The 24,142-nt window shown below is 73.9% G+C and carries 21 protein-coding genes and 1 riboswitch; of the genes, 9 read left to right on the forward strand and 12 right to left on the reverse strand.

Going from position 1 to position 24,142, the window contains the following annotated elements; translation table 11 throughout:
* Positions 1-161 precede the first annotated feature (161 nt).
* The 5 genes from ACZ7DY_RS21110 to tsaD form a co-directional block, all read right to left on the reverse strand.
* Positions 162-497, reverse strand: coding sequence for a nucleotide pyrophosphohydrolase (locus ACZ7DY_RS21110; RefSeq protein ID WP_471137462.1), 336 nt, complete (start codon positions 495-497; stop codon positions 162-164).
* Positions 481-1,656 (reverse strand): AAA family ATPase, encoded by a 1,176-nt coding sequence (locus ACZ7DY_RS21115; RefSeq protein ID WP_471137464.1) that lies wholly within the window; start codon positions 1,654-1,656, stop codon positions 481-483. Before ACZ7DY_RS21115 ends, ACZ7DY_RS21110 begins: the two co-directional genes overlap by 17 nt.
* 106 nt (positions 1,657-1,762) lie before the next feature.
* On the reverse strand, positions 1,763-2,155 hold the full coding sequence (locus ACZ7DY_RS21120; RefSeq protein ID WP_471137466.1) for a cell division protein SepF: 393 nt from the start codon (positions 2,153-2,155) through the stop codon (positions 1,763-1,765).
* A gap of 141 nt (positions 2,156-2,296) precedes the next feature.
* Entirely contained in the window at positions 2,297-2,911 is a 615-nt protein-coding gene (locus ACZ7DY_RS21125) for a GNAT family N-acetyltransferase (protein ID WP_471137468.1), read from the reverse strand.
* Positions 2,908-3,999 (reverse strand): tRNA (adenosine(37)-N6)-threonylcarbamoyltransferase complex transferase subunit TsaD, encoded by a 1,092-nt coding sequence (gene tsaD / locus ACZ7DY_RS21130; RefSeq protein WP_471137470.1) that lies wholly within the window; start codon positions 3,997-3,999, stop codon positions 2,908-2,910. The genes ACZ7DY_RS21125 and tsaD overlap by 4 nt, the downstream gene beginning before the upstream one ends.
* 167 nt (positions 4,000-4,166) lie before the next feature.
* On the opposite strand from tsaD, the gene cbiE reads away from it, so the two are divergent.
* Both cbiE and cobM read left to right on the forward strand, forming a co-directional pair.
* The gene (gene cbiE / locus ACZ7DY_RS21135; protein ID WP_471137472.1) at positions 4,167-5,417 is read left to right on the forward strand and encodes a precorrin-6y C5,15-methyltransferase (decarboxylating) subunit CbiE; all 1,251 of its coding nucleotides are present in this window, start codon (positions 4,167-4,169) and stop codon (positions 5,415-5,417) included.
* Between the two features lie 6 nt (positions 5,418-5,423).
* The gene (gene cobM, locus ACZ7DY_RS21140) at positions 5,424-6,173 is read left to right on the forward strand and encodes a precorrin-4 C(11)-methyltransferase (RefSeq protein ID WP_471137474.1); all 750 of its coding nucleotides are present in this window, start codon (positions 5,424-5,426) and stop codon (positions 6,171-6,173) included.
* Between the two features lie 226 nt (positions 6,174-6,399).
* On the opposite strand, the gene ACZ7DY_RS21145 is transcribed toward cobM, so the two are convergent.
* Entirely contained in the window at positions 6,400-7,539 is a 1,140-nt protein-coding gene (locus tag ACZ7DY_RS21145) for a cobalt-precorrin-5B (C(1))-methyltransferase (RefSeq protein ID WP_471137476.1), read from the reverse strand.
* Positions 7,540-7,556: 17 nt separating this feature from the next.
* On the opposite strand from ACZ7DY_RS21145, the gene ACZ7DY_RS21150 reads away from it, so the two are divergent.
* Entirely contained in the window at positions 7,557-8,324 is a 768-nt protein-coding gene (locus tag ACZ7DY_RS21150; RefSeq protein WP_471137478.1) for a cobalt-precorrin-6A reductase, read from the forward strand.
* A 20-nt stretch (positions 8,325-8,344) separates the two neighbouring features.
* Here the strand turns inward: ACZ7DY_RS21150 and cobJ are convergent, their stop codons facing one another.
* From cobJ to ACZ7DY_RS21165, 3 genes are all read right to left on the reverse strand, one after another.
* Positions 8,345-9,814 carry a precorrin-3B C(17)-methyltransferase gene (gene cobJ / locus ACZ7DY_RS21155; RefSeq protein WP_471137723.1) on the reverse strand — a complete coding sequence of 490 codons (1,470 nt, stop codon included), beginning with the start codon at positions 9,812-9,814 and terminating at the stop codon, positions 8,345-8,347.
* Positions 9,815-9,876: 62 nt separating this feature from the next.
* Entirely contained in the window at positions 9,877-10,518 is a 642-nt protein-coding gene (locus tag ACZ7DY_RS21160) for a precorrin-8X methylmutase (RefSeq protein ID WP_471137480.1), read from the reverse strand.
* Complete coding sequence (locus tag ACZ7DY_RS21165; RefSeq protein ID WP_471137482.1) at positions 10,515-11,798, reverse strand: cobalamin biosynthesis protein CobG; 1,284 nt, start codon at positions 11,796-11,798, stop codon at positions 10,515-10,517. The genes ACZ7DY_RS21160 and ACZ7DY_RS21165 overlap by 4 nt, the downstream gene beginning before the upstream one ends.
* Positions 11,799-12,080: 282 nt before the next feature.
* A riboswitch (cobalamin riboswitch) is annotated at positions 12,081-12,210 on the forward strand.
* A gap of 37 nt (positions 12,211-12,247) precedes the next feature.
* On the opposite strand from ACZ7DY_RS21165, the gene cobN reads away from it, so the two are divergent.
* Positions 12,248-15,853, forward strand: a complete 3,606-nt coding sequence (gene cobN, locus ACZ7DY_RS21170) for a cobaltochelatase subunit CobN (RefSeq protein WP_471137483.1) — start codon at positions 12,248-12,250, stop codon at positions 15,851-15,853.
* Between the two features lie 28 nt (positions 15,854-15,881).
* Here the strand turns inward: cobN and ACZ7DY_RS21175 are convergent, their stop codons facing one another.
* Positions 15,882-17,231 carry an amidohydrolase gene (locus tag ACZ7DY_RS21175; RefSeq protein WP_471137485.1) on the reverse strand — a complete coding sequence of 450 codons (1,350 nt, stop codon included), beginning with the start codon at positions 17,229-17,231 and terminating at the stop codon, positions 15,882-15,884.
* 165 nt (positions 17,232-17,396) lie between these two features.
* Between ACZ7DY_RS21175 and ACZ7DY_RS21180 the strand changes: the two genes are divergently transcribed.
* Positions 17,397-18,041, forward strand: coding sequence for a histidine phosphatase family protein (locus tag ACZ7DY_RS21180; protein WP_471137487.1), 645 nt, complete (start codon positions 17,397-17,399; stop codon positions 18,039-18,041).
* 84 nt (positions 18,042-18,125) lie between these two features.
* Entirely contained in the window at positions 18,126-18,308 is a 183-nt protein-coding gene (locus tag ACZ7DY_RS21185) for a hypothetical protein (RefSeq protein WP_471137488.1), read from the forward strand.
* 131 nt (positions 18,309-18,439) lie between these two features.
* On the opposite strand, the gene ACZ7DY_RS21190 is transcribed toward ACZ7DY_RS21185, so the two are convergent.
* Positions 18,440-19,552, reverse strand: coding sequence for a sensor histidine kinase (locus ACZ7DY_RS21190; protein WP_471137489.1), 1,113 nt, complete (start codon positions 19,550-19,552; stop codon positions 18,440-18,442).
* Positions 19,545-20,237, reverse strand: a complete 693-nt coding sequence (locus ACZ7DY_RS21195; RefSeq protein WP_471137490.1) for a response regulator transcription factor — start codon at positions 20,235-20,237, stop codon at positions 19,545-19,547. Before ACZ7DY_RS21195 ends, ACZ7DY_RS21190 begins: the two co-directional genes overlap by 8 nt.
* Positions 20,238-20,323: 86 nt before the next feature.
* On the opposite strand from ACZ7DY_RS21195, the gene ACZ7DY_RS21200 reads away from it, so the two are divergent.
* The 3 genes from ACZ7DY_RS21200 to ACZ7DY_RS21210 all read left to right on the forward strand — a co-directional run bounded on the left by ACZ7DY_RS21200 (position 20,324) and on the right by ACZ7DY_RS21210 (position 24,125).
* Positions 20,324-21,001, forward strand: a complete 678-nt coding sequence (locus ACZ7DY_RS21200) for a D-alanyl-D-alanine carboxypeptidase family protein (RefSeq protein ID WP_471137491.1) — start codon at positions 20,324-20,326, stop codon at positions 20,999-21,001.
* Between the two features lie 23 nt (positions 21,002-21,024).
* Complete coding sequence (locus ACZ7DY_RS21205) at positions 21,025-22,101, forward strand: endonuclease/exonuclease/phosphatase family protein (protein WP_471137724.1); 1,077 nt, start codon at positions 21,025-21,027, stop codon at positions 22,099-22,101.
* A gap of 545 nt (positions 22,102-22,646) precedes the next feature.
* Positions 22,647-24,125 carry a sugar transferase gene (locus tag ACZ7DY_RS21210; RefSeq protein ID WP_471137492.1) on the forward strand — a complete coding sequence of 493 codons (1,479 nt, stop codon included), beginning with the start codon at positions 22,647-22,649 and terminating at the stop codon, positions 24,123-24,125.
* Positions 24,126-24,142 lie beyond the last annotated feature (17 nt).

Genomic DNA, 24,142 nt, shown 5'->3' on the forward strand with positions numbered 1-24,142 from the left:
GCGCGCACTCGCCGCACGATCGCCCGAACTCCCCTGTCCACTACCCAGAGTGATACTCATCCGGGCGAAAAGCCAGGGGAAGCCGGAAATCTGTGGACAACCAGCGGAGTTTGGCCAAGCCATCCACTCCGGAGAGTGACGAAAGTACCGGAATCGGAGGTTCAGGGGCCTTCCGGTACCGGAAAGCGCCGTTCGTTGCGCTCGATCTTCTCCGCAAGCGCGGCCAGCGGGTCGATGCCGAGTACCTCGCAGAACTGGAGCAGATAGGCGAGGACGTCGGCCACCTCGTCCGCCACACGAGGCGCCGTCGCGGGATCCCGCATCACCCGCGCGGACTCCTCGGGCGTCAACCACTGGAAGATCTCCACCAGTTCCGACGCCTCCACGCTGAGCGCCGCGGCCAGGTTCTTCGGGGTGTGGTACCGCTCCCAGTCGCGCGCCGCCGCGAACTCGGCCAGCCTGCGCTGCAGTACCGCCACATCAAGTCGTTCCGTCACGCACCAGGTCTACCACCGAGGCGCCCGCGGCGGCGGCCCAGGGCGCGTCCCGCACCACCCCCACCAGGCGGATGTGCCCGCGCTCGCAGGTGCGCGCGGCCAGTTCGCCGAGGGCCCGCGCCTGACGGGCGTCGAGACGCCGGTCGAGGCCGTCGGCGAGGACGGTGAGGGTCTGGTACGCCTGCGGCACCTCGGCGGCCGGGTCCACGGCGAGCACGCCGGGGCCGGTGAGCAGGACCAGGGACAGGGCCAGGTACCTCAACTCGCCGTCCCCGAGCCTGCCGAGGGGCGTGCGGAACCCGCCGCCCCGGTCGATGAAGGCGTGCACCCCGCCGTCGGCCGCCGCCTCCGCGCGGACGTCGGCGACCGGGCCCGCGCACCCGGTGCGCACCGCCGAGACGAGCATCCCGTGCCGCACCGCGCACTCCGACCGGGTGCGCCACAGGACCTCCGCGAGGTTGTCGCAGCCGCTCAGGAGGCGGCCCCCGCCGACCCGCCCGGGCGGCACCGGCGCGCGCATCCGGCTGGGCCGGGGGTCGCAGGCGAAGGCCGAGCGCAGCGCCACCACCACCTGCTCGGCCGCCGCGAGCACCAGGCGCTGGCCGTCGGTCTTGCCCGCCACGCGCAGCGGCACGAGCGCCGTGCCGAGCCGGTCGTCCGGCATCGGCGCACGCGTCACGGTGGCGGTGCCCGCGGTGTGCCAGGCGGCTTGGACCACGCGCCGGCCGGGATCGCGCAGCGCGGTCTCCAGGAGGACGAGTCCGTCCCGGGTCAGCCGCTCGCCCACGACGCGCAGTTCGGGTTCGGCCTGTACGGCGAGGTCGAGGCGGACGGTTCCGGCGGGCCCTTCGACCGTGCAGCCGATGCGGAAGCCGCGCCGCCGCTGCCGGTCGGCGCGGGCGCGTTCGGGGACGCAGGCGACGGGGTCGGTGAAGACCTCGGAGAGCTCCGCCCCGGCGCAGAGCCGCGCCAGCGCCTCGTAGGCGCCGAGGGCGCTGGACTTGCCGCTGCCGCTCGGGCCCGTGAGCAGGGTCAGCGGGCCGAGCGGGAGCACCGCGGCGCGGTGCCCGGCGAAGGCGGACAGGCGCAATTCGGTGACCTGCGGCCGGTCCCGGCCCACCGGTGACCGGGCGTCCGTCCTGCGGGAATCCACCGTCATGACCGGACGGTAAGCGGCGGCGTTCCCGGCGAACCGTTACGCCCGGCCGACCTTCGCACGATCGGGGGATTCCCCCGGAAGGGCCCCCGCGCCGCGCCCAGAAGGGCTACGGCTGGGCGACCGCCTCCACGAGACCCTGGACCTCCGTGCCGGGCGGCGCCAGCAGGAAGACGTTCTTGTCGACCCGGTGCATGCCGCAGCCGAGGCCGAGGACCACGCCGCTGCTGAAGTCCAGGACCCGCTTGGCGACGTCCGTCTCCGCCCCCGTCAGGTCGAGCAGGACCGGGATCTGCGCCATCACGGTCTCGGCGACCTCACGGGCGTCGGAGAAGACATTGACCCGCATCACCACGAAGCGGCGCCGCGTCTCGGTCTCCGCCTCCGGCAGCGCGCGGTGTCCCGGCCAGGAAGGCCATTCGTTGCGGCTGCGCAGCGGTACGACCTGGGCGAGCCCTTCCCACTGTTCATCGGTGACGTCGTGGCGCTGACTACTGCTCACTTGCCCACCCCGTCCTGGCTCGCACTTGTTCTCTGCACCGGCCAATTCTTACGCCAAGTCACCCGTTCAGCCCAACAGCGACACGGACGCGGGCCCCGACATCGGGCGCCGTCAAGGGTTTTGGGGCCACCCCGCAGTGGCTCAGGGGCGCTCCGTGAGGTTCGCCACCTTCCCCACCGCGACCTCGGCCGCGGGGTGATCGGGGCCCAGGAGGACGACGGGGGCGCGGCTGTCCTTCGCGGGCCGGGTGATCTGGTGCCAGCCCGCCCGCCGGTAGAACCGCACCGCCTCCGTGGCCATCGGTGAGGTCAGCAGCCAGCAACGGCCCTGCGGCGCACCGGCGGTCACCGCGGCGAGGAGCGAGCGGCCCACGCCGCCGCCGTGCGCCGTGGGCAGGACCGCGAGTTCGTCGACCTGGAGGGCGCCGGCGAGCCACTCCTTCGTGTGCCGGGTGCCGAGGGCGGCGGTGACGAGCGGGTAGGTGCGGGTGTCGGGCAGCGGGTGGCCGGTCAGCCACGCGGACGCGAAGCCGAGGACGCGCCCGGCGTGCGGCGGGCCCGCGAGCGCGACCGCTCCCGTGAAGCCGGGGCTTCCGACGTCCTCCGCGAGACGTTCCAGGTAGCCGTCGGCCTCGGCCGGGTCCTCGTGCCAGGGCGGCCCGCTGAACGCCTCCGCGTAGACGGAGCGCACGCCCGGCGCGTGTGCCAGCAGTCCGGCGCCGGTCAGCCGGTGGACGGTGAACGGGGCTCCGGTCATGCCGCCACCTGCCCGGCCGCGGCGCGCGCATCGCCCGTACGGCCCGGGCCGGCCGGGGCGAGTGACGCGTGCTCCAGCGGCGCCGAGGGGTCGATCGAGACGTTCAGGGGAGCGGGCCTCGCGCCCGCGCGCACCAGCAGGTCGCCGACGGCCGCGATCATCGCGCCGTTGTCCGTGCAGAGCCGCGGCGGCGGGACCCGCAGCGTGAGGCCCGCGGCCCGGCAGCGTTCCTCGGCGAGCGCGCGCACGCGGGAGTTGGCCGCGACGCCGCCGACCACGACCAGCGTGCCGACGCCGTGCTCGCGGCAGGCCGCGACCGCCTTGCGGGTGAGCACGTCGGCGACGGCCTCCTGGAGCGCGGCCGCCCCGTCGGCGACCGGCAGCGTCCGGCCCGCGTGCCCCTCGGCCCAGCGTGCGGCGGCCGTCTTCAGGCCGGAGAAGGAGAAGGCGTACGGGGCGTCGCGCGGTCCGGTGAGGGGGCGCGGGAAGGGCACGGCGGCCGGGTCCCCGTGCCGGGCAGCGCGGTCGATGGCCGGGCCGCCCGGATAGGGCAGTCCGAAGACCCGCGCGACCTTGTCGAAGCACTCGCCCGCGGCGTCGTCGAGGGTGTCGCCGAGGTGGACGATCGGGTCGCGCGCCAGGTCACGGACGAGAAGGAGCGAGGTGTGGCCGCCGGAGACGATCAGGACCATGCAGGGGTCGGGGAGCGGGCCGTGCTCCAGGGTGTCGGCGGCGACGTGGCCGGCCAGGTGGTGCACGCCGTACAGCGGGACGTCCAGCGCGTACGCGAGGCTCTTGGCGCCGGCGAGACCGACCTGGAGGGCGCCGGAGAGTCCGGGGCCGGTGGTGACGGCGACCGCGCCGACGTCGGTGAGGCGCAGACCGGCCTCGTCCAGCGCCCGGTGGATCACGGGGGTGAGCGCGTGGACGTGGGCGCGGGCGGCGATCTCCGGGACGACTCCGCCGTAGCGGACGTGCTCGTCCATGCTCGACGCGACCGCGTGGCCCAGCAGCCGCCCCTCGCGGACGAGGCCCGCGCCCGTCTCGTCGCAGGACGACTCGATGCCCAGTACCACCGGAGAGCCCATCGGGGAACGGCCTTTCTGCCCAGAGGAGGCCGCGCGGAGCGGCCGCACGGCCTGTCGCACCACTGCATGGCTTATTGCAAGTAGTTCGCAATAAGGGTACGCCGTCCGGTCACCAGTAGAGTGCGGCTGCGCAGATTTCCCCCGAACCCCGAGGTCAGGTACGAGCAGTGACCCCCGCACCCCCCGCAGGCACACCGGCCGTCACGGTCGTCGGAATCGGGGCCGACGGCTGGGACGGGCTCCCGGCGGCCTCCCGCGCGGCCCTCGTGGACGCCGAGGTCCTGATCGGTGGCCCCCGCCAGCTCGACCTGCTCCCCGCCGACCGGTGCGCGGGCGAGCGCGTCTCCTGGCCCTCGCCGTTGCGGCCCGCCGTGCCCGGCCTGCTCGCCGCCCACGCCGGGCGCCGCATCGCCGTACTCGCCAGCGGCGACCCGATGTTCTACGGCATCGGGCGCGCCCTGACCGAGGAGCTCGGCCCCGCGGCGCTGCGCGTGCTCCCTCATCCGTCGTCCGCCTCCCTGGCCTGCGCGCGCCTCGGCTGGCCGGTCGAGGAGACCGAGGTCGTCACGCTCGTCGGGCGCCCGGCCGCGCGGCTCGCCGCCGCCCTGCACGACGGGCGCCGCGTCCTCGTGCTCAGCGCCGACGCGGCCACGCCCGCCGAGGTCGCCGCCCTGCTGTGCGAGCGCGGCTTCGGGCCGAGCCGGCTGCGCGTGCTCGAACAGCTCGGCGGGCAGGGCGAATCGTCGTACGAGGGGATCGCGGAGGCCTGGACGCACGCGCCCGGCGACCCGCTGAACGTCGTCGCCGTCGAGTGCCGCCGCTCCCCCGACGCGCTGCGGCTCGGCGCCGTGCCGGGGCTCCCCGACGCGGCGTACGACAACGACGGACAGCTCACCAAGCGGTACGTGCGCGCCGCCACGCTCGCCGCGCTCGCCCCCGCTCCCGGCGAACTCCTCTGGGACGTGGGCGGCGGTTCCGGTTCGATCGCCGTGGAGTGGCTGCGCACGCACCCCTCGTGCCGTGCCGTCACCGTCGAGAAGAACCCCGTGCGCGCGGAGCGCATCACCCGCAACGCGGAGCGGCTCGGCGTGCCCGCGCTGCGCGTGGTCACCGGCGCCGCGCCCGCCGCGCTCGGTGAACTCCCCACGCCCGACGCCGTGTTCATCGGCGGCGGCCTCACCGCGCCCGGCCTGCTCGACAGCGCCTTCGCCGCGCTGCCGCCCGGCGGGCGGCTGGTCGCCAACACCGTCACGCTGGAGTCCGAGGCGCTGCTCACGGAGTGGTACCGGCGCCACGGCGGCGAGTTGGTGCGGCTCGCCGTCGCGCAGGCCGTCCCCGTGGGCGGCTTCACCGGGTGGCGGCAGGCCATGCCGGTCACCCAATGGTCCGTCACCAAGGCACACGAAAGCAGGAGTTGACCACAGATGACCGTGTACTTCATCGGCGCGGGACCCGGCGCCGCCGACCTGATCACGGTCCGCGGCGCACGGCGGATCGCCGCCTGCCAGGTCTGCCTGTACGCGGGCAGCCTGGTGCCGCGCGAACTGCTCGCCGAATGCCCGGACGGGGCGCAGCTCGTGGACACCGCGCAGCTCAACCTGGACCAGATCACCGAGAAGCTGGTGCACGCGCACGAGCAGGGGCTCGACGTGGCGCGGCTGCACTCGGGCGACCCGTCCGTGTTCAGCGCGGTGGCCGAACAGATGCGGCGGCTCGACGCGGCCGGGGTGCCCTACGAAGTGGTGCCGGGCGTCCCGGCGTTCGCCGCGGCGGCGGCCGCGCTGAAGCGGGAGCTGACCGTGCCGACCGTCGGGCAGACCGTGATCCTCACGCGGATCGCGCAGCGTGCGACGGCCATGCCCGAGGGCGAGGATCTCGCCACGCTGGGGCGCAGTGGCGCGCTGCTCGTGCTGCACCTCGCCACGGCCCATGTCGACCGCGTGGTCGAGGAGTTGCTGCCGCATTATGGCGCCGAGTGCCCCGCCGCCGTGGTCGCCCTTGCCAGCCGGCCCGACGAAGTCATCCTGCGGGGCACGCTGGAGACGATCGCCGGGCAGGTCAAGGAGGCCGGGATCGTGCGGACCGCCGTCATCATGGTGGGGCGGACGCTGGGGGCATCGCAGTTCCGTGACAGCCATTTGTACTCGGCGGAGCGGGATCGTCACCTGTGCTGAGCGCGGGGGCGCGCGGGGTTCTTCGGGGGGTGCGGGCCGTCCGTGGCTCGTCGCGCAGTTCCCCGCGCCCCTCAGAACGCCGCAGCACGTCGTATTTCGGGTGCGGGCCGTCTGTGGTTGATCGCGCAGTTCCCCGCGCCCCTTAAAACGCCACAGCACCTCGCACCTCGGGTGCGGGCCGTCTGTGGTTGATCGCGCAGTTCCCCGCGCCCCTGACGGGGCGTGGCTACGGTGTGGCTACCTCGCTGCGGCCTACCACCGTGCCCGATCGGTCGATGCAGATGACGTCTACCGCTACCGGTGCGCCCCGCAGTACCGACAGGGCCTCGTCCCGTGCCGCCACGGCCACCAGGTCGCCCAGGGGGACGCCGGCCGCCGCGCACAAGTGCAGGGCCGCGAGGCCCGTGTTGGCGGCCGCCACCTCGGTGGCGAGGGCGGCGGAGGCGCCGCCCCGGCGGGCCAGTTCCGCGAGGAAGCCCTTGTCGACCTGGGAGCGGGCCGAGTGCAGGTCCAGGTGGCCCGCCGCGAGCTTCGACAGCTTGGCGAAGCCGCCGCAGACGGTGAGGCGGTCGACGGGGTGGCGGCGCACGTACTTCAGGACCGCGCCGGCGAAGTCCCCCATGTCGAGGAGGGCGTCCTCCGGCAGGCCGTACTCGGCGACGACGGTCTTCTCCGACGTCGACCCGGTGCACCCGGCGACGTGGGTGCGCCCGGCCGCCCGCGCCACGTCCACGCCCCGGCGGATCGAGTCGATCCAGGCCGAGCAGGAGTAGGGCACGACGATGCCGGTCGTGCCGAGGACGGAGAGGCCGCCGAGGATGCCGAGGCGCGGGTTCCAGGTGGAGCGGGCGATCTCCTCGCCGTGGTCGACGGAGATCGTGATCTCGACGTCCGGTGCGACTCCGGCGCGCTCGGCCACCAGTGCCACGTGGTCCCGCATCATCTGCCGCGGCACGGGGTTGACGGCGGGCTCGCCGACGTCGAGCGGCAGGCCGGGGCGGGTGACGGTGCCCACGCCGGGGCCCGCCCTGAAGACGACGCCCGCGCCCGCGGGCAGCCGCCGCACCGTGGACCGCACCAGCGCGCCGTGGGTGACGTCCGGGTCGTCGCCCGCGTCCTTGACGATGCCCGCCATGGCGGAGGAACCGGTGAGTTCCTCGGCGGCCAGCGCGAAGGCCGGGGTCTGCCCCTTGGGCAGCGTGATGGTCACCGGGTCGGGGAAGTCGCCGGTGAGCAGCGCCGTGTAGGCGGCCGTGGTGGCGGCGGTCGCGCAGGCGCCGGTCGTCCAGCCGGGCCGCAGACCGGTGTGCTTGAGTTGGGCGTCACGACCGCCCGTGGCCTCGCCCGGCCCGCTTGCCTCACTCATGAATGGAACCGAACTCCGTGCACGTACTGATTCTGGGGGGTACGACCGAGGGACGCCGCCTGGCGGAGCTCCTGGTGGCCGGGGCGGGGGTGCGGGTGACCAGCTCCCTCGCGGGCCGGGTGGCGGCGCCCAGGATGCCGCCGGGCGAGGTCCGCGTCGGCGGTTTCGGCGGCGCCGAGGGGCTGGCGGCATGGCTGGCCGGGCACCATGTGGACGCGGTCATCGACGCCACCCATCCTTTCGCGGGGACGATCTCGTTCAACGCGGCGACGGCCGCCGCCACCGCCCATGTTCCCCTGCTCGCCCTGCGCCGGCCCGGCTGGGTCGCGGAAGACGCGGACGACTGGCATCCGGTCGACTCCCTGGAGCAGGCGGCGCGGGTGCTGCCCGCCTTGGGCGAGCGGGTGTTCCTCACCACCGGGCGGATGGGCCTCGCGGCGTTCGCGGGCCCCGGGACGGCGGCCCTGTGGTTCCTCGTACGCTCCGTGGACGCGCCCGAGCCGCCGTTCCCCGTCCGCATGGAGGTACTCCTCGACCGGGGCCCGTTCACCCTGGCCGGGGAGCGCGAACTTCTCCGTACCCACCGGATCGACGTCCTGGTGACGAAGGACAGCGGGGGCGCGGCGACGGCGCCCAAGCTGGTCGCCGCGCGCGAGGCGGGGGTGCCTGTCGTGATGGTCCGGCGCCCCGCCCTGCCGGGGGACGTCCCCGAGGTCGCCACACCGGAGGAAGCCGTCGACTGGGTGCGTCTGCTGCCCGGCCGGGTGCGGGCGTTTCGCGGCTGAGCGCGCGGTTCCCCACGTCCCTACCCGTCCTCGGGATACCTCCGCGGCGTCCAGACGATCTGCTCCCCGCCCCCGCGCCGCCGCGACACCCGCGTCTGCGAGGAGCCGACGATCAGCAACGTCCGCATGTCGACCTCCGCCGGATCGAGGTCCGCCAGCCGTACGATCCGCACGCTCTCCTCGGGGCCGCCGATGTCGCGGCCGAGGACGACGGGGGTGTCCGGCGCCCGGTGTTCGAGGAGCAGCTCCCGCGCCTTGCCCACCTGCCAGGTGCGGCTGCGCGAGCCGGGGTTGTAGAGCGCGAGGACCAGGTCGGCCGAGGCCGCCGCGGCAAGACGCTCCGCGATGACCTCCCACGGCTTGAGCCGGTCGGAGAGGGAGATCGTCGCGTAGTCGTGGCCGAGCGGGGCGCCCGCGCGGGCGGCGGCGGCGTTGGCGGCGGTCACACCGGGCAGGACCCGGACCGGGACGTCGTCGTACGCGTCCTGCGAGGCCGCCTCCAGGACCGCCGTGGCCATCGCGAAGACGCCGGGGTCGCCGCCGGAGACGACGGCGACCCGCCGCCCGCGCCGCGCCAGTTCCAGGGCGAACTCCGCGCGTTCGGACTCCACGCGGTTGTCGGAGCCGTGCCGCCGCTGCCCGGGCCGGTGCGGCACGCGGTCGACGTACGTGGTGTAGCCGACCAGGTCGTCGGCGGCGGCGAGCGCGCCGCGTGTCTCGGGGGTGAGCCAGAGCGGGCCCGCGGGGCCGGTGCCGACCACGACGACCTCGCCGCGCTCCGCGGTCCCCGCCGCCGGTTCGGGCGCGGGGCCGCCGGTCAGCGGCGCCACCCTGCTCGGCAGGACGGCCACGGAGAAGTACGGCACCGAGTCCGGGTCCACGTCGGCCAGCCGGCCGGTGCGTTCGCCCGCCATGGTGGCCCGCTCGACGTAGCGGGCCTCGTCGAGACGGCCGGCGCTCTCCAGGGCGCCGCGCACCTTGGAGAAGGTGCGGCCCAGCTTCATGACGACGGCGGAGTCCGTCGCCGCCAGACGCGCGGCGAGCTCCTCCTCCGGGAGGGTGCCGGGCAGGACGGTCAGGATCTCCTCGGCCTCCACCAGCGGCTCCCCCAGCCGGGCGGCCGCCGCGCTCACCGAGGTGACGCCGGGGATCACCTCGGTCGGGTAGCGGTGCGCGAGGCGCTTGTGCATGTGCTGGTACGAGCCGTAGAAGAGCGGGTCCCCCTCGGCGAGGACGGCGACCGTGCGGCCCGCGTCGAGGTGCGCGGCGAGGCGGGCGGCGGCCTCCTCGTAGAAGTCGTCGAGCGCCCCGCGGTAGCCGCCGGGGTGGTCGGTGTTCTCCGTGGTGACGGGGTAGACCAGCGCCTCCTCGATGTGGTCGGCGCGCAGGTGCGCGGCGGCGATCGAGCGGGCGATGGAGCGGCCGTGCCGCGCCGAGTGGTACGCGACGACGTCCGCCGCCGCGATCACCTCGACGGCGCGCAGGGTCATCAGGGACGGGTCGCCGGGGCCGAGGCCGACCCCGTACAGCTTCCCGCAGGTGGTCTCGGTGTTCACTCGGCCTCGCTCGCAATCGCGTTGATCGCCGCCGCGGCCATCGCGCTGCCGCCGCGACGTCCCCGTACGACCAGGTACTCCAGACCCAAGGGGTGGGCGGCGAGCGCGTCCTTGGACTCGGCGGCGCCGACGAAGCCGACCGGGATGCCGAGGACGGCGGCCGGGCGCGGCGCGCCCTCCTCGATCATCTCCAGGAGGCGGAAGAGCGCGGTGGGCGCGTTGCCGATGGCGACGACGGCGCCTTCGAGGCGGTCGCGCCAGAGTTCGAGGGCGGCGGCGCTGCGGGTGGTGCCGAGCCGCGCGGCGAGGTCCGGTACGGACGGGTCGGCGAGGGTGCAGATCACGTCGTTGTCGGCGGGCAGCCGCTTGCGGGTGACGCCGCTCGCGACCATGTTCGCGTCGCACAGGATCGGGGCGCCGTCGCGCAGTGCCTTGCGGGCGTCGGCGATCACGCGCGGGCTGTGGGCGAGATCCTTCACGAGATCGACCATCCCGCAGGCGTGGATCATCCGGACCGCGACCTGGCTGACGTCTGCGGGCAGGCCGTCGAGGTCCGCCTCCGCGCGGATGGTGGCAAAGGACTCGCGGTAGATCGCCGCGCCGTCCTTCTCGTAGTCGAACACTGTGCTCTCGCTCATCTCGTGGCCGTTCGGGTGGTTGCAGGAGTCGTACGTGCCGCGGTGACCGTCTCGGTCAGGGTCTCGCCCGGCACGGGCGTGACCGCCCCGCCGGTGGTGCGCACCGTCACCTCGTACCGTCCGTCGCCGGTGGCGAGGACGTCGACCCAGTCGCCGCGCGGGTGGCCGCAGCGCCGCTCGCAGCCGGACCAGTGGACGGGCAGCCCGCCGCGGCCGGGCACGGCGTCGGCGCGGACGTCGGCGAGGGCCTTGGCGCAGCCGGGGCGGCCGGTGCAGGCCCCGACGCCGAGCCAGGGGGAGGCGGGGTCGGTGAGGTGGCCTGCCGCGGCCAGGGCGGCGAGCCGGTCCCGGGCGGCGGCCTCGTCGGCGAAGCCGGGCACCACGAAGCCGCGCCAGGGGGTGATCCGCAGTTCGCCTGCGGGCAGCGGGAGCAGGGCGCGCCACTGGGCGGCGGTGACGCGGCCGAGGGGGGCGCCGACCGCGACGGCACCGCCGATGACGCCGGGGGCGTGCGGGGCGGTGCGGGCCACGGCCCACGGTTCGGTCGGCTCGGCCGGTTCGGTGGGGAGGCCGGCCCGTGCCAGCGCCCCGGCGAGCTCGACGTCCCGGCCCTGGGGCAGTTCCGTCACCCGCCAGGCGCCGTTGCCCGCCGCGTCCGCCGCGGCGAGGAAGGCGCCGGCGGCGGCGAGCGCGGCGCGCGGGGCGTCGGCGGCGGCGATCCGGAGGGCGCTGTCCGCCACGCGCACGACGGCGGTGCCGCCCGATTCTGCGATCAAGGTCACATCGCCGCCGAGCCCGGTCACGTCCCCGCGCCCGTCGTCCAGGACGAACAGGAAGCGTCCCGAGAGTGCCGTCGTCCACTCCTCGGCGTACAGCAGCCGGTCCAGCTCGCGGGCCCACAACTGCACGTCGGCGTGGCCGAGTCCGTCGGTGCCCGCCAGCGGGGAGGCGACCACGTTCCGTACGCGTTCGTGGCGCTCGGAGGGGAGCAGGCCGGCGTCCGCGAGCAGCCGGGAGAGTTCGCCGCCGCATGTCTCGCCGAGGCCGCGCAGCTCGATGTTGCCGCGCGAGGTGATGCTGAGGTTCCCGTCCGCGAGACGCTCCGCCGCGGTGCCCAGCGCTTCGGCCTGACGGGACGCCAAGAGGCCGCCGGGCAGGCGGAGTCGGGCGAGCCGGCCGTCGTCGGCGAGGTGCAGGCGAAGGGCTCCGGGGCAGGCGTCGCCCCGGTCGCGTATGAGGGATTCGCCCTGGTTCGGGGAGGGTGCTCGGGTGGGCGGCATGGCGGCGAGCATACCCACGCGGATCCGGCCGGTCGCCTCCCGAGACGGGCCGTCCCGGCAGGTGGCCGCGCCGCTCGCGGCGGGCAGGACTTAGTATGCAGGCGGCGGGCCGCCGGCGGTCTCGGGGCAGTGGGGTGCGGGTCCGCGTCGTTCGGTACGTGCTCTCGGCGTGCTGGGCGGAGACCCTCGTACCGGACGTACTTGGGTCTTCGCCCGGCGCGGCGAGAGGGCGTGCCGGGCGGCGTGGGCGCGTGCCACACTTCCCCGAGACCGCTGGGGTCCGTCGACGCCAGCGACGGCGTGGGTCCACCAGGACCCGAGGGAGGAAGCCCGGTGCGAATCCGGCGCGGTCCCGCCACTGTGAGCCCCATCCGTGGGGCGAGTCAGGAACTCCTGCCGTCCATACGACCACCCGGGGCGCGGACACCCCGAGGAAGGCCTGCGCCCGCATGCTTCTGCTGTTGTCGACCTCCGACACCGACCTGCTCAGCGCCCGCGCGGCGGGAGGCCCCGTCGAGTACCGGTTCGCCAACCCCTCCCGCCTGGACCTGGACGCGCTGCCCGCGCTCCTCGAGGGCGTCGATCTCGTCGTCGTACGCCTCCTCGGCGGCGTCCGCGCCTGGCAGGACGGCCTCGACCAGCTCATCGCCAGCGGCCTGCCGGTCGTGGTGCTCACCGGTGAACAGGCACCCGACGCCCAGCTGATGGCCTCGTCGACGGTGCCGGTCGGCATCGCCGCGGAGGCGCACGCCTACCTCGCGCACGGCGGCCCCGCCAACCTGGAGCAGCTCGCCCGCTTCCTCTCCGACACGGTGCTGCTCACCGGCCACGGCTTCGAGCCGCCCGCGCCCGCGCCGTCCTGGGGCCCGCTGGAGCGCACCGCGCGCGACATCGAGGGCCCGACGGTCGCGGTGCTCTACTACCGCGCCCACCACATGAGCGGCAACACCGCGTTCGTGGACGCCCTGTGCGGTGCGATCGAGGACGCGGGCGCCCGCCCGCTGCCGCTGTACGTGGCGTCGCTGCGCGCCCCCGAGCCCGAGCTGATCGACGCGCTGCGGGTCGCCGACACCATCGTGACGACGGTCCTCGCGGCCGGCGGCACCAAGCCGGCCGAGGCCTCCGCGGGCGGCGACGACGAGTCGTGGGACGCGGGCGCGCTGTCCGGCCTCGACGTGCCGATCCTCCAGGCGCTCTGCCTGACCGGTTCGCGCTCGGCGTGGGAGGAGAACGACGAGGGCGTCTCGCCGCTGGACGCCGCGAGCCAGATCGCGGTGCCGGAGTTCGACGGCCGCCTGATCACGGTCCCCTTCTCCTTCAAGGAGATCGACGAGGACGGGCTTCCCGCGTACGTGGCCGACGCCGAGCGCGCGGCCCGCGTCGCCGGAATCGCCGTACGCCACGCCCGCCTCAAGCACATCCCGGCCGCCGACAAGCGTCTCGCCCTGGTGCTCTCCGCGTACCCGACCAAGCACTCCCGCATCGGCAACGCGGTCGGCCTCGACACCCCCGCCTCCGCCGTCGCACTGCTGCGCCGGCTGCGCGCCGAGGGGTACGACTTCGGTCCCGAGGCCGACATCCCCGGCCTGGTCTCCGGTGACGGCGACGAGCTGATCCGGGCCCTCATCGACGCGGGCGGCCACGATCAGGAGTGGCTCACCGAGGAGCAGCTCGCCGCCAACCCGGTGCGCATCCCGGCCGCCGACTACAAGCGGTGGTACGCGACGCTCCCGCAGGAGCTGCGCGAGTCGGTCGAGCAGCACTGGGGGCCGCCGCCCGGCGAGATGTTCCTGGACAAGTCCCGCGTGGGCAACGGCGGCGACCCGGAGGGCGACATCGTGCTCGCCGCCCTGCGCCGGGGGAACCTCCTCATCCTCATCCAGCCGCCGCGCGGCTTCGGCGAGAACCCCATCGCGATCTACCACGACCCCGATCTGCCGCCCTCGCACCACTACTTGGCGGCCTACCGCTGGATCGCGGCGCCCGACGCCGACGGCGGTTTCGGCGCCGACGCGATGATCCACCTCGGCAAGCACGGCAACCTGGAGTGGCTGCCCGGCAAGAACGCGGGCCTCTCCGCCGCCTGCGGCCCGGACGCCGCGCTCGGCGACCTGCCGCTGATCTACCCGTTCCTGGTCAACGACCCGGGCGAGGGCACGCAGGCCAAGCGCCGGGTGCACGCCACGCTCATCGACCACCTGGTGCCGCCGATGGCGCGGGCCGACTCCTACGGCGACATCGCGCGCCTGGAGCAGCTCCTCGACGAGTACGCCCAGATCAGCTCCATGGACCCGGCGAAGCTGCCCGCGATCCGCGCCCAGATCTGGACGCTCATCCAGGCCGCGAAGCTCGACCACGACCTGGGCCTGGAGGACCGTCCGGACGACGACGGCTTCGACGACTTCCTGCTCCACGTCGACGGCTGGCTCTGCGAGATCAAGGACATGCAGATCCGCGACGGTCTGCACGTGCTCGGCACCGCCCCGGCCGCCGGCGACCGCGTCAACCTCGTCCTCGCGATCCTGCGGGCCCGCCAGATCTGGGGCGGTACGACCGCGCTGCCCGGCCTGCGCGAGGCCCTCGGTCTCGACGAGTCGGCGGCGACGCGCGTCAGCGCCGACGAGGCCGAGGACAAGGCCCGCGCGCTGGTCCAGGCGATGGACGACGCGGGCTGGGACCTCGCCGCGATCCCGCGCGACCAGGGGGAACAGGTCGCCGCCGTCCTGGAGTTCGCGGCCCGCGAGGTCGTCCCGCGGCTGGCGGGCACCACCGCCGAGCTCGACCACGCGGTGCACGCCCTGAACGGCGGCTTCGTCCCCGCAGGCCCGTCGGGATCGCCGCTGCGCGGCCTGGTCAACGTCCTGCCGACCGGCCGCAACTTCTACTCGGTCGACCCGAAGGCCGTCCCCTCCCGCCTGGCGTGGGAGACGGGCCAGGCCCTCGCCGACTCCCTCATCGAGCGGTACAAGTCCGACAACGGCGAGTACCCCACGTCCGTGGGCCTCTCCCTGTGGGGCACCAGCGCGATGCGCACCGCGGGCGACGACGTCGCCGAGGCCATGGCGCTGCTCGGCGTCCGCCCCGTCTGGGACGACGCGTCGCGCCGCGTCACGGGCCTGGAGGCCATCCCGTACGAGGAGCTGGGCCGCCCCCGCATCGATGTGACGCTGCGCATCTCGGGCTTCTTCCGCGACGCGTTCCCGCACACGATCGGCCTGCTCGACGACGCGGTGCGGCTCGCCGCGTCGCTGGACGAGCCCGCCGAGCACAACTACGTGCGCGCCCACGCCCAGGCCGATCTGGCCGAGCACGGCGACGAGCGGCGGGCCACCACCCGCATCTTCGGCTCGCGCCCCGGCACGTACGGCGCCGGCCTGCTCCAGCTCATCGACTCCCGCGACTGGCGCACCGACGCGGACCTCGCCGAGGTCTACACGGTGTGGGGCGGTTACGCGTACGGCCGCGGGCTCGAAGGCCGCCCGGCCCGCGCCGAGATGGAGACCGCGTACAAGCGCATCGCGGTGGCCGCGAAGAACACGGACACCCGCGAGCACGACATCGCCGACTCCGACGACTACTTCCAGTACCACGGCGGCATGGTGGCGACCGTGCGCGCGCTGCGGGGCACGGCACCGCAGGCGTACATCGGCGACTCGACACGCCCGGAGACGGTCCGCACGCGCACCCTGGTCGAGGAGACCTCGCGGGTGTTCCGGGCGCGGGTGGTCAACCCCAAGTGGATCGAGGCGATGCGCCGCCACGGCTACAAGGGCGCCTTCGAACTCGCCGCCACCGTGGACTACTTGTTCGGGTACGACGCCACGACGGGCGTCGTCGCCGACTGGATGTACGACAAGCTCACGGAGACGTACGTCCTGGACCCGACGAACCGTCAGTTCCTTCAGGAGGCCAACCCCTGGGCGCTGCACGGCATCGCGGAGCGCCTCCTGGAGGCCGAGTCGCGCGGCATGTGGGCCAAGCCGGACCCGGCGGTCCTGGAGGCGCTGCGCCAGGCCTATCTGGAGACCGAGGGCAATCTGGAGGACGAGGGCTGAGCCCCCGCTCCCCTGCGGCGGCCGGGCGTCACGTCGACGTCCGGCCGCCGTCCAGCCAGGCGAGCGCGCCCGCCGTCAGCGCCGTCACCCCGGTGGTGATCGCCGGCTCGACCAGCGGCGCGAAGAACGGCGAGTGGTTCGAGGGGACGTCCCGCTCGAAGGTGCCCGCCCGCAGGGCCGCCGTCACCTCCGCCGGGTCCGCACCGCCGAACAGCCAGTAGCAGAGCGGCACTTCATGCCCGGCCTCGGTGGCGAAGAGGCCGACGTCCTCGCTGCCGGTGACCTGCCCCGGGTCGGTGATCCGCGCCGGGCCGACGGCGGCGCCGATCGCGGCCATCGTCCGCTCGACGGCGTCCGCGTCGTTCATGAGGACGGGGAAGGTATCGATCGCCGTGATCTCCGGTTCCTTCTCCGCGCCCGCCGCGACCGCCTCACCCCTGATGATGCGCTCGACGGCCGCGAGGACCCGCGCGCGGACCTCGGGCGTGTAGGTGCGGATGTTCAGCTGGAGTTCGGCCTCGTCGGGGATGATGTTGTGTTTCGTCCCCGCCCGCATCGAGCCAACGGTGACCACCGCGGTCTCGCCGCCCGCGATCTCGCGGGAGACGACCGTCTGGAGCCGCATCACCGTGGACGCCGCCATCACGACCGGGTCGACGGAGGTCTCCGGGCGCGAGGCGTGCCCGCCCTTGCCGAAGAGCCGCACCCGCAGCGCGTCGGTCGCCGCGAAGGCGGGGCCCGCGTGGGCGCCGATCATGCCGGCCGGGAGCGGCGCGACGTGCTGGCCGAGCACCACGTCGGGTGTGCCGAACCGGTCGTGGAAACCGTCGTCGAGCATCTCCCGCGCGCCCTGCCCGGTCTCCTCCGCGGGCTGGAACACGGCGACGATCCGGCCCGACCAGTCGTCGCGGGCGTCGGCGAGGAGTCTCAACGCGCCGAGCAGACACGTGACATGCATGTCGTGGCCGCAGGCGTGCATCACCCCGTCGGTGCGGGAGGCGTACGGCAGGCCGGTGCCCTCGGTCACCGGGAGCGCGTCCATGTCGGCGCGCAGGAGGACGGTGGGACCGCCGTCCGGACCCGTGCCGCCGTTGTCCAGGACGGCGACCACCCCGGTGCGGCCGACGCCGGTGGTGACCTCGTAGCCGTACGAGGCGACGCGGCGGGCGACCTCGGCGGCGGTGCGGTGCTCCTCGAAGGAGAGTTCCGGGTGGGCGTGCAGATCGCGGTAGAGGTCGGCCAGCTCGTCCTTGATGGCGTCGAGCCCCCGCAGCGCGGCGGGCGGCTTCTCTCCGGCTTCCGGCTGCTGCACGGCGTCCGGCTGCTGTCCGGCGTCCGGCTGGTGGTCGGCGTCCGACTTCGGCGCGGTGGGGGTCATGTCACGCTCCTCATCTGTCGTACTCCCGCCACCCTACGTACGGCCCCGCGCACGGCCGAGGTGCGTGCCGTGGCCCTGCCTGCCCCCGGCCACCGGAACCGCCCGGCCCCGCGGGCGCGTCCCTCCCCCGACACGACCCCAAGATCGAGAAGGAGCCGTCGCACGATGGCCACCACCCCCGCACCCCCGAGCGCCACCGCGACGCGCCACCTCTACCTCACCCGGCACGGCGAGGCCACGCCCGACGAGAGCGGGCTGACGGAGGCGGGCGCACGCCAGGCGGTCCTGCTCGGCGACCGCCTGCGCGACGTGCCCCTCACGGCGGTCCACCACGGCCCGCTCCCCCGCGCCGAACAGACCGCCCGCCTGGTGGGCGAGCGGCTGAACGGCGTTCCACTGCACCGCTCGGACGCCGCCGGCGACTACCTCCCGTACCTGCCGAGCCGCGACGAACTCCCCGCGGAGACGGCCGACGCCACGCTGCGGCGGCTGGCCGGGTTCCCCGAGGCGGAACGCGAGGCGGGCCCCGCCCTTGCCGAGGAGGCCCTCGCCCGCTTCACCGGCCCGGTGCCCGGCACCGAACCGCGCCACGAACTCCTGGTCACCCACAACTTCCTGGTCGGCTGGCTGGTCCGGGCGGCGCTCGACGCCCCGCCGTGGCGCTGGCTCGGCCTGAACCACTGCAACGCGGCCCTGACACTCATCCGGTACACCCCCGGCCGCCCCTCCTCGGTGGTGTTCTACAACGACATGGACCATCTGCCGACGGAGCTGCGCTGGACGGGTTTCCCGCCGGAACTGCGCGCCTGATCACCGCGGACCGGGGAACACGGCAGACACCAGAGCGGCCACCGGAGCCCCCGTGGTCCGCCGTTCACCGGCAGGAGTAGACAGATGCTCGCAATCGTGGCAGCCGTGCTCTTCGTCATCGCCTTCGTCATCAACGCCAGCGAAACGTCGACGGAGACGGTCTTCAGCCCGACGAGCCTCATGCTCGTCGGTCTCGCGCTCCTCGCCCTGCACTCGGCCGGTCTCGGCTCCGGCTGGGCCCCCCGGGGGCGCGGCCGCCGCCGCTGACACCCGTGCCGTGCGTGGCCGGGTGCCGGCTCCCGTTTCCGGAACCCGGCACCCGAACTCGCCCCCCGTTTCTGCCTCTTCCATTGTGACGCCTCACGCGCGGATGGCGCACTGCCGGAACCCGGCAGTTTTCACGGGCCGTTGATGCCGGACGGCGCTCGCGCGGTGTCCGGGTGCGAAGGCGCCAGGGGCAGTTCCACGGTGACGCGCAGGCCGCCTTCGGGGCGGGGCGTGAGGGTGAGGGTGCCGTCGTGGGCGCGGGTGATGGTGTGGACGATGGCCAGGCCGAGGCCGACGCCCGCGTGGTCGGTGTGCAGGCGCTCGGTGCCGCGCCGGAAGGGCTCGGTGAGGGTCGCGACCCGTTCGGGGGCGAGCTTCTCGCCGGTGTTCTCCACGGTGAGCGCCGCGGCCTGGGAGCGGATGCCGGTGGTGACCCGGACGGTGCCCTCACCGGGGAGGTTGTGGACGATCGCGTTGTGCACGAGGTTCGTGGTCAGCTGCAGCAGGAGCGCCGGGGAGCCGGTCGTGGGGGTGAGGTCGCCCTCGGTCTCGACGGTGACGCCGTGTTTCTCGGCCAGGGGCAGGAGCGTCTCGGTGGCTTCTTCCGCGAGGAGGGACAGGTCGACCGGTTCCGGGGTGAAGGACCGCTGGCCGGCGCGGGTGAGCAGGAGCAGCGCCTCGGTGAGGTCGATCGCCCGGGTGTTGACGGCGTGCAGGCGGTCGATGAGCTCACCGGTGTCGTGGTCGGGGTCGGTGCGGGCCACGTCGAGGAGCGCCTTCGAGATGGCGAGCGGGGTGCGCAGCTCGTGGGAGGCGTTGGCGGCGAAGCGCCGCTGTTCGGCGACGTGGGCCTCCAGCCGGTCGAGCATCGTGTCGAAGGCGTCGGCGAGCTCGCGGAACTCGTCGTCGCGTCCGGGCAGCCGGATCCGGTGGGAGAGCGACCCGTCGGTGGCCATGCGGGTGGCGTGGGTGATACGGGTCAGGGGCGCGAGCATCCGGCCCGCGAGGAACCACCCTCCGGCCAGGCCGAACACCAGCAGGAAGCCGAGGACCACGGCCACGGTCGGCGCGAAGGCGCGCAGGACGGGAAGGCTGTAGTCGGGCCTGAAGACGAGCCCGACGTGGGTCACGCGCGTCAGGAAGACCCACCCGGCGGCGAGCAGCAGGACGGCGGCGAGCATCAGGAAGCCCGCATAGCTGAGGGTGAGCTTGAGGCGGACGCTCAGGCCGGGCGCCCTATCCACGGTCCGCTCCCCCGTCCTTCGCCCGCGCCGTGTCGATGCGGTAGCCGACGCCCGGGACCGTGGCGATGATCCAGGGTTGGCCCAGCCGTTTCCGCAGTGCGGAGACGGTGATCCGCACGGCGTTGGTGAACGGGTCGGCGTTCTCGTCCCACGCGCGTTCCAGGAGTTCCTCGGCGCTGACGACACCGCCCTCGGCGGCGACGAGGACTTCGAGTACGGCGAACTGTTTCCTGGTCAGGGCGGTGTAGCGGCCGTCGCGGTAGACCTCCCTGCGGAACGGGTCCACCCGCAGCCCCGCGATCTCTCGTACGGGCGGCCTGTGGTGGGCGCGTCGGCGGTCGAGGGCCCTGAGCCTCAGCACGAGCTCTTGGAGTTCGAAGGGTTTGGTGAGGTAGTCATCGGCGCCGAGTTCGAATCCGGTGGTCTTGTCGTCGAGGCGGTCGGCGGCGGTGAGCATGAGGATCGGCATGCCGCTGCCGGAGGCGACGATGCGCCGGGCGACCTCGTCGCCGGACGGGCCGGGGATGTCGCGGTCGAGGACGGCGATGTCGTAGGCGTTGACGCCCAGGAGTTCCAGGGCGGTGTCGCCGTCACCCGCGACGTCGGCCGCGATCGCCTCCAGGCGCAGGCCGTCGCGGATGGCGTCGGCCATGAAGGGTTCGTCCTCGACGAGCAGCACTCTCATCTTTCGAGGCTACGAGCCGGGGCATATCGCCGGCATATCGAAAACCGCATACGGGCCGGCAACACGGCACCCTCTTCGCTGGTGGCATGCAGCGAACCCCGCCATCAGCGCGATCAGGAAAGCACCGGATCCGGTGGCTCGTGGTGGCCGGCACGGCAGCCGTCGTGGCGGTGCTCACCGTCCTCCTCGGCCTCCAGGTGTCGAAGCCCTCATCCACGTCGGCCTCCCCGCCCCCTTCCACCGCATCGCCGCCGAAGCCCGCGTCGGCCGCGTCGCCGCAGGGCTCCCGCGGTGAGCGCCGCGGCGGCACGGGCGAGGCGGACGGGGTCGTGCCCGACGGCGTGACGGTCTTCGACGACGCCCTGCCGGCCGTGACGGGACTCGACCCGGATCTGCTCGCCGCGCTGCGCCGGGCCGCGACCGCCGCCGGGCGCGAGGGCGTCGACTTCTACGTCAACAGCGGCTGGCGCTCCCCGGCGTACCAGGACCGGCTGCTGCGCGAGGCGGTCGCCGAGTACGGGTCGAAGGAGGAGGCCGCCCGGTGGGTGGCCACCGCGGCGACATCTCCGCACGTGGCGGGGGATGCCGTCGACATCAAAGGCTCCGTCGCGACGGCGTGGCTGTCCCGGCACGGCGCCGCGTACGGCCTGTGCCAGATCTACGAGAACGAGCCCTGGCACTACGAACTGCGCCCCGACGCGGCCGGTCACGGCTGCCCGCGCAGGTACGCCGACCCCACCGAGGACCCGAGGATGCAGAAGTGACCGGCAGCGAGCGAGGACAGACGATGGTGCGCGTGGACGCGGCGGAGGCCGGGCGGCGCGAGAGGGACCCCGGGGACACCGGGTCCGGGGGCTGGCTGGCCCGCCTTTGCCGGGTGGCCGGTGCCGTCCGGCGGCCGGAGCCGTGGAAGCGCGGCCCGGTGCTCGTGGCGCTGGCGCTCGCGCTGGGCCTCGTCATGCTGGGGCACGCGCGGATCACGGACCACTGGGGCCTCGGCAGCCTGGTGGAGACGTTCCTGCCGTGGTCCGCCCTGTTCGTGCCGGTGCTGCTTGCCGGGGCGGTGTGGCGCCGCTCCGCCTCCGCGGTGGTCGCGCTGGTGCTGCCCGTCGCGGTGTGGCTGAACCTCTTCGGCGGTCTGCTCGGCGACAGGTCCCACGCGGGCGGCGACCTCACCGTGGTCAGCCACAACGTCGACGCCGCCAACCCCGACCCGGCCGGCACCGCCCGTGACCTGGCCGCCTCCGGGGCGGACGTGCTGGCCCTCGAGGAGATCACCCCGCAGGCGAAGCCGCTGTACGAGAAGGCGCTGGCGAAGAGCCACCCGTACCACGCGGTGCTCGGCACGGTCGGGCTGTGGAGCAAGCTGCCGCTTTCGGGGACCCGGCCCGTCGACATCCAGACGGACTACGGACCGCTTGCGGCCACCAAACCGGACGACGCCGTCCTCGCCGACACCCGGGCGCTGCGCTCCACGGTGGCCACGGACCGGGGCCCGCTCGCGGTGTACGTGGCCCATCTGGGCTCGGTGCGCGTGATCCCCGGGCAGGGTTTCGGGACGGGAACGAGGGACCGCAACGCGAAGGCGCTGGCCGAGGCCGTCGCCGCGGAGCCGAACGAGCGGGTGGTGCTGCTCGGTGACCTGAACGGCACCCTGGACGACCGTGCGTTCGACGCGCTCGCCGCGCGGCTGGATTCCGCCCAGGACGAGGCCGGGGACGGCTTCGGTTTCAGCTGGCCCGCGCGGTTTCCGATGGTGCGGATCGACCAGATCCTGGTGCGCGGCGTGACGCCGAAGAGCGCCTGGACGCTGCCGGGGACCCCCAGTGACCATCTTCCGGTCGCGGCCGGAATTGGCTGGTGAACACGGGAAAACAGTCGGCGCGGTCGGTCCGAAAGCGAAGGAAAGGACGACCTTCGGCCACCGCGTGATCAAGCGGGACGCGTCCGCGATCAAGGATTGTTGAATCCCGTCCCAAAGCTTGAGCACAAATTCCACACATCCCCTCTCCATGGCGGCGCCGATGGTCTAGATTGACCGTGCTTCAGCTGTTCGGGCATGAAGCAATGGGTAATGATCTATCGGTTCGGCGTGACAGAACAGGCAGCGGTCGCGTCCCCGGAGCCAGACGTGGGGATGATCGATCAGCGGACTCCGCAAGGAGTTTCGGGTGCGGGGAGCATCCGGCGTCCCGACGGGGTCCGTGCGCTTAGGGGGTCTGGCAGGACGCAGGGCCCGCTGCCATCGGGTTGATCCTTCAACCGGCGCCGGGACGACGGGTTTTCAGCACGGGGAGCGGGGGCTTCCCGGGGGGAGGAGCGGCGCGGCGCGGGGGGCGGGGGTGCCCCCCGGGTGGGAAAACAACGTGCGGCTAATACGTCAAACCACTGGCGACCTGGGGGGGTTCTGTGGAGCAGGGGGAATTAGTCAGCCCTTTTCCGTCGGCGCACGGACGGCTGACGAACGGGACAATCAGACGGCTCGCAATCGACTGGGAGCAGCGCTATCGCCGTACCGTGATCATGAGCGATACGGTGGCCACCGCGTTCGTGGTGGCGGCGATCGGCAACTTCTTCGGAGCCCGGGACGCGGCCAACTGGCACGAGAAATGGGGAATTCTCGCATTCGGCACCGAGCTGCTCGTGCTCGGCGCGCTCGCGGTGAGCCGTGCGTGGGCTCCTGCCGTGCTCGGCCAGGGTGCCGAGGAATTCCGCCGGCTCGGCCGCTCGCTGTTCGCGGCGACCGTCGTGCTGGCGCTCGGCGGGATCGCCCTCACCTCGCGCAACATCAAACTCTGGATCTTCGTCGCGATACCCGCGATCGCGCTCGTCACGATGACGGCGCGCTATCTGCTCCGCCTCTGGCTGCACAAGCAGCGCAAAGAGGGGCAGTGCCTGCGCCCGGTGCTCGCCGCCGGAAGTCCGGAGACGGTCCGCGACCTGATCACCCGTACCCGCAAGTTCCCGCACCTCGGGTGGCAGGTGGCCGCGGTGTGCACCACGGACGGGCTCGGCTCCGACGGCGACCAGCTGGACGGGGTGCCGGTCGTCGGCCGGCTGGCCGACGTCGCGGGCCACGTCCGCCGCGACGGCTACCGTGTCGTCGCGGTCACCCCGGACCCGCACTGGTCACCGGAGCGGCTGCAGCGGCTCGCCTGGAACCTGGAGGGCAGCGACGCCGAAATGGTCGTGGCCCCCGTCCTGATGGAGGTCGCGGGACCGCGGCTGCACATCGACGCGGTCCTCGGCATCCCGCTGCTGCGGGTCAGCATGCCGACCTTCACCGGCGGCCGCAGAGCCGTGAAGGGCGTCGTGGACCGGCTGGGCGCGGCGATCCTGCTGCTGCTGTTCGCGCCGCTGATGGTCTGCGTCGCCCTGCTCGTCCTGGTGGACAGCCGGGGCGGGGCGTTCTACCGCCAGCGCAGGGTCGGCAAGGACGGCCGCGAGTTCACCATTCTCAAATTCCGCACCATGGTCGTCGGCGCCGACACGGCCCGTGCCGAGCTGGCCGACCTCAACGAGGGCGCGGGGCTGCTGTTCAAGCTCCGCAGGGACCCGCGGGTGACCCGGGTGGGCGCGGTGCTGCGCCGGTACTCGCTCGACGAGCTGCCGCAGCTGTTCAACGTACTCACCGGCTCGATGTCGCTCGTCGGGCCGCGGCCGCCGCTGCCCGAGGAGTCCGCGGCGTACGGCCCGGACATCCGGCGGCGTCTGCTGGTCAAGCCCGGGCTCACCGGCCTGTGGCAGATCAGCGGACGCAGCGACCTGCCGTGGGAGGAGGCCGTCCGCCTCGACCTGCGCTACGTGGAGGACTGGTCGCTCGCCCTCGACACGGTGATCTTGTGGAAAACGCTGCGCGCGGTGGTCCAGGGCCAGGGGGCCTACTGATGCGCGGAGGTCGTCGC

The organism is Streptomyces sp. NPDC037013, from assembly GCF_055607265.1.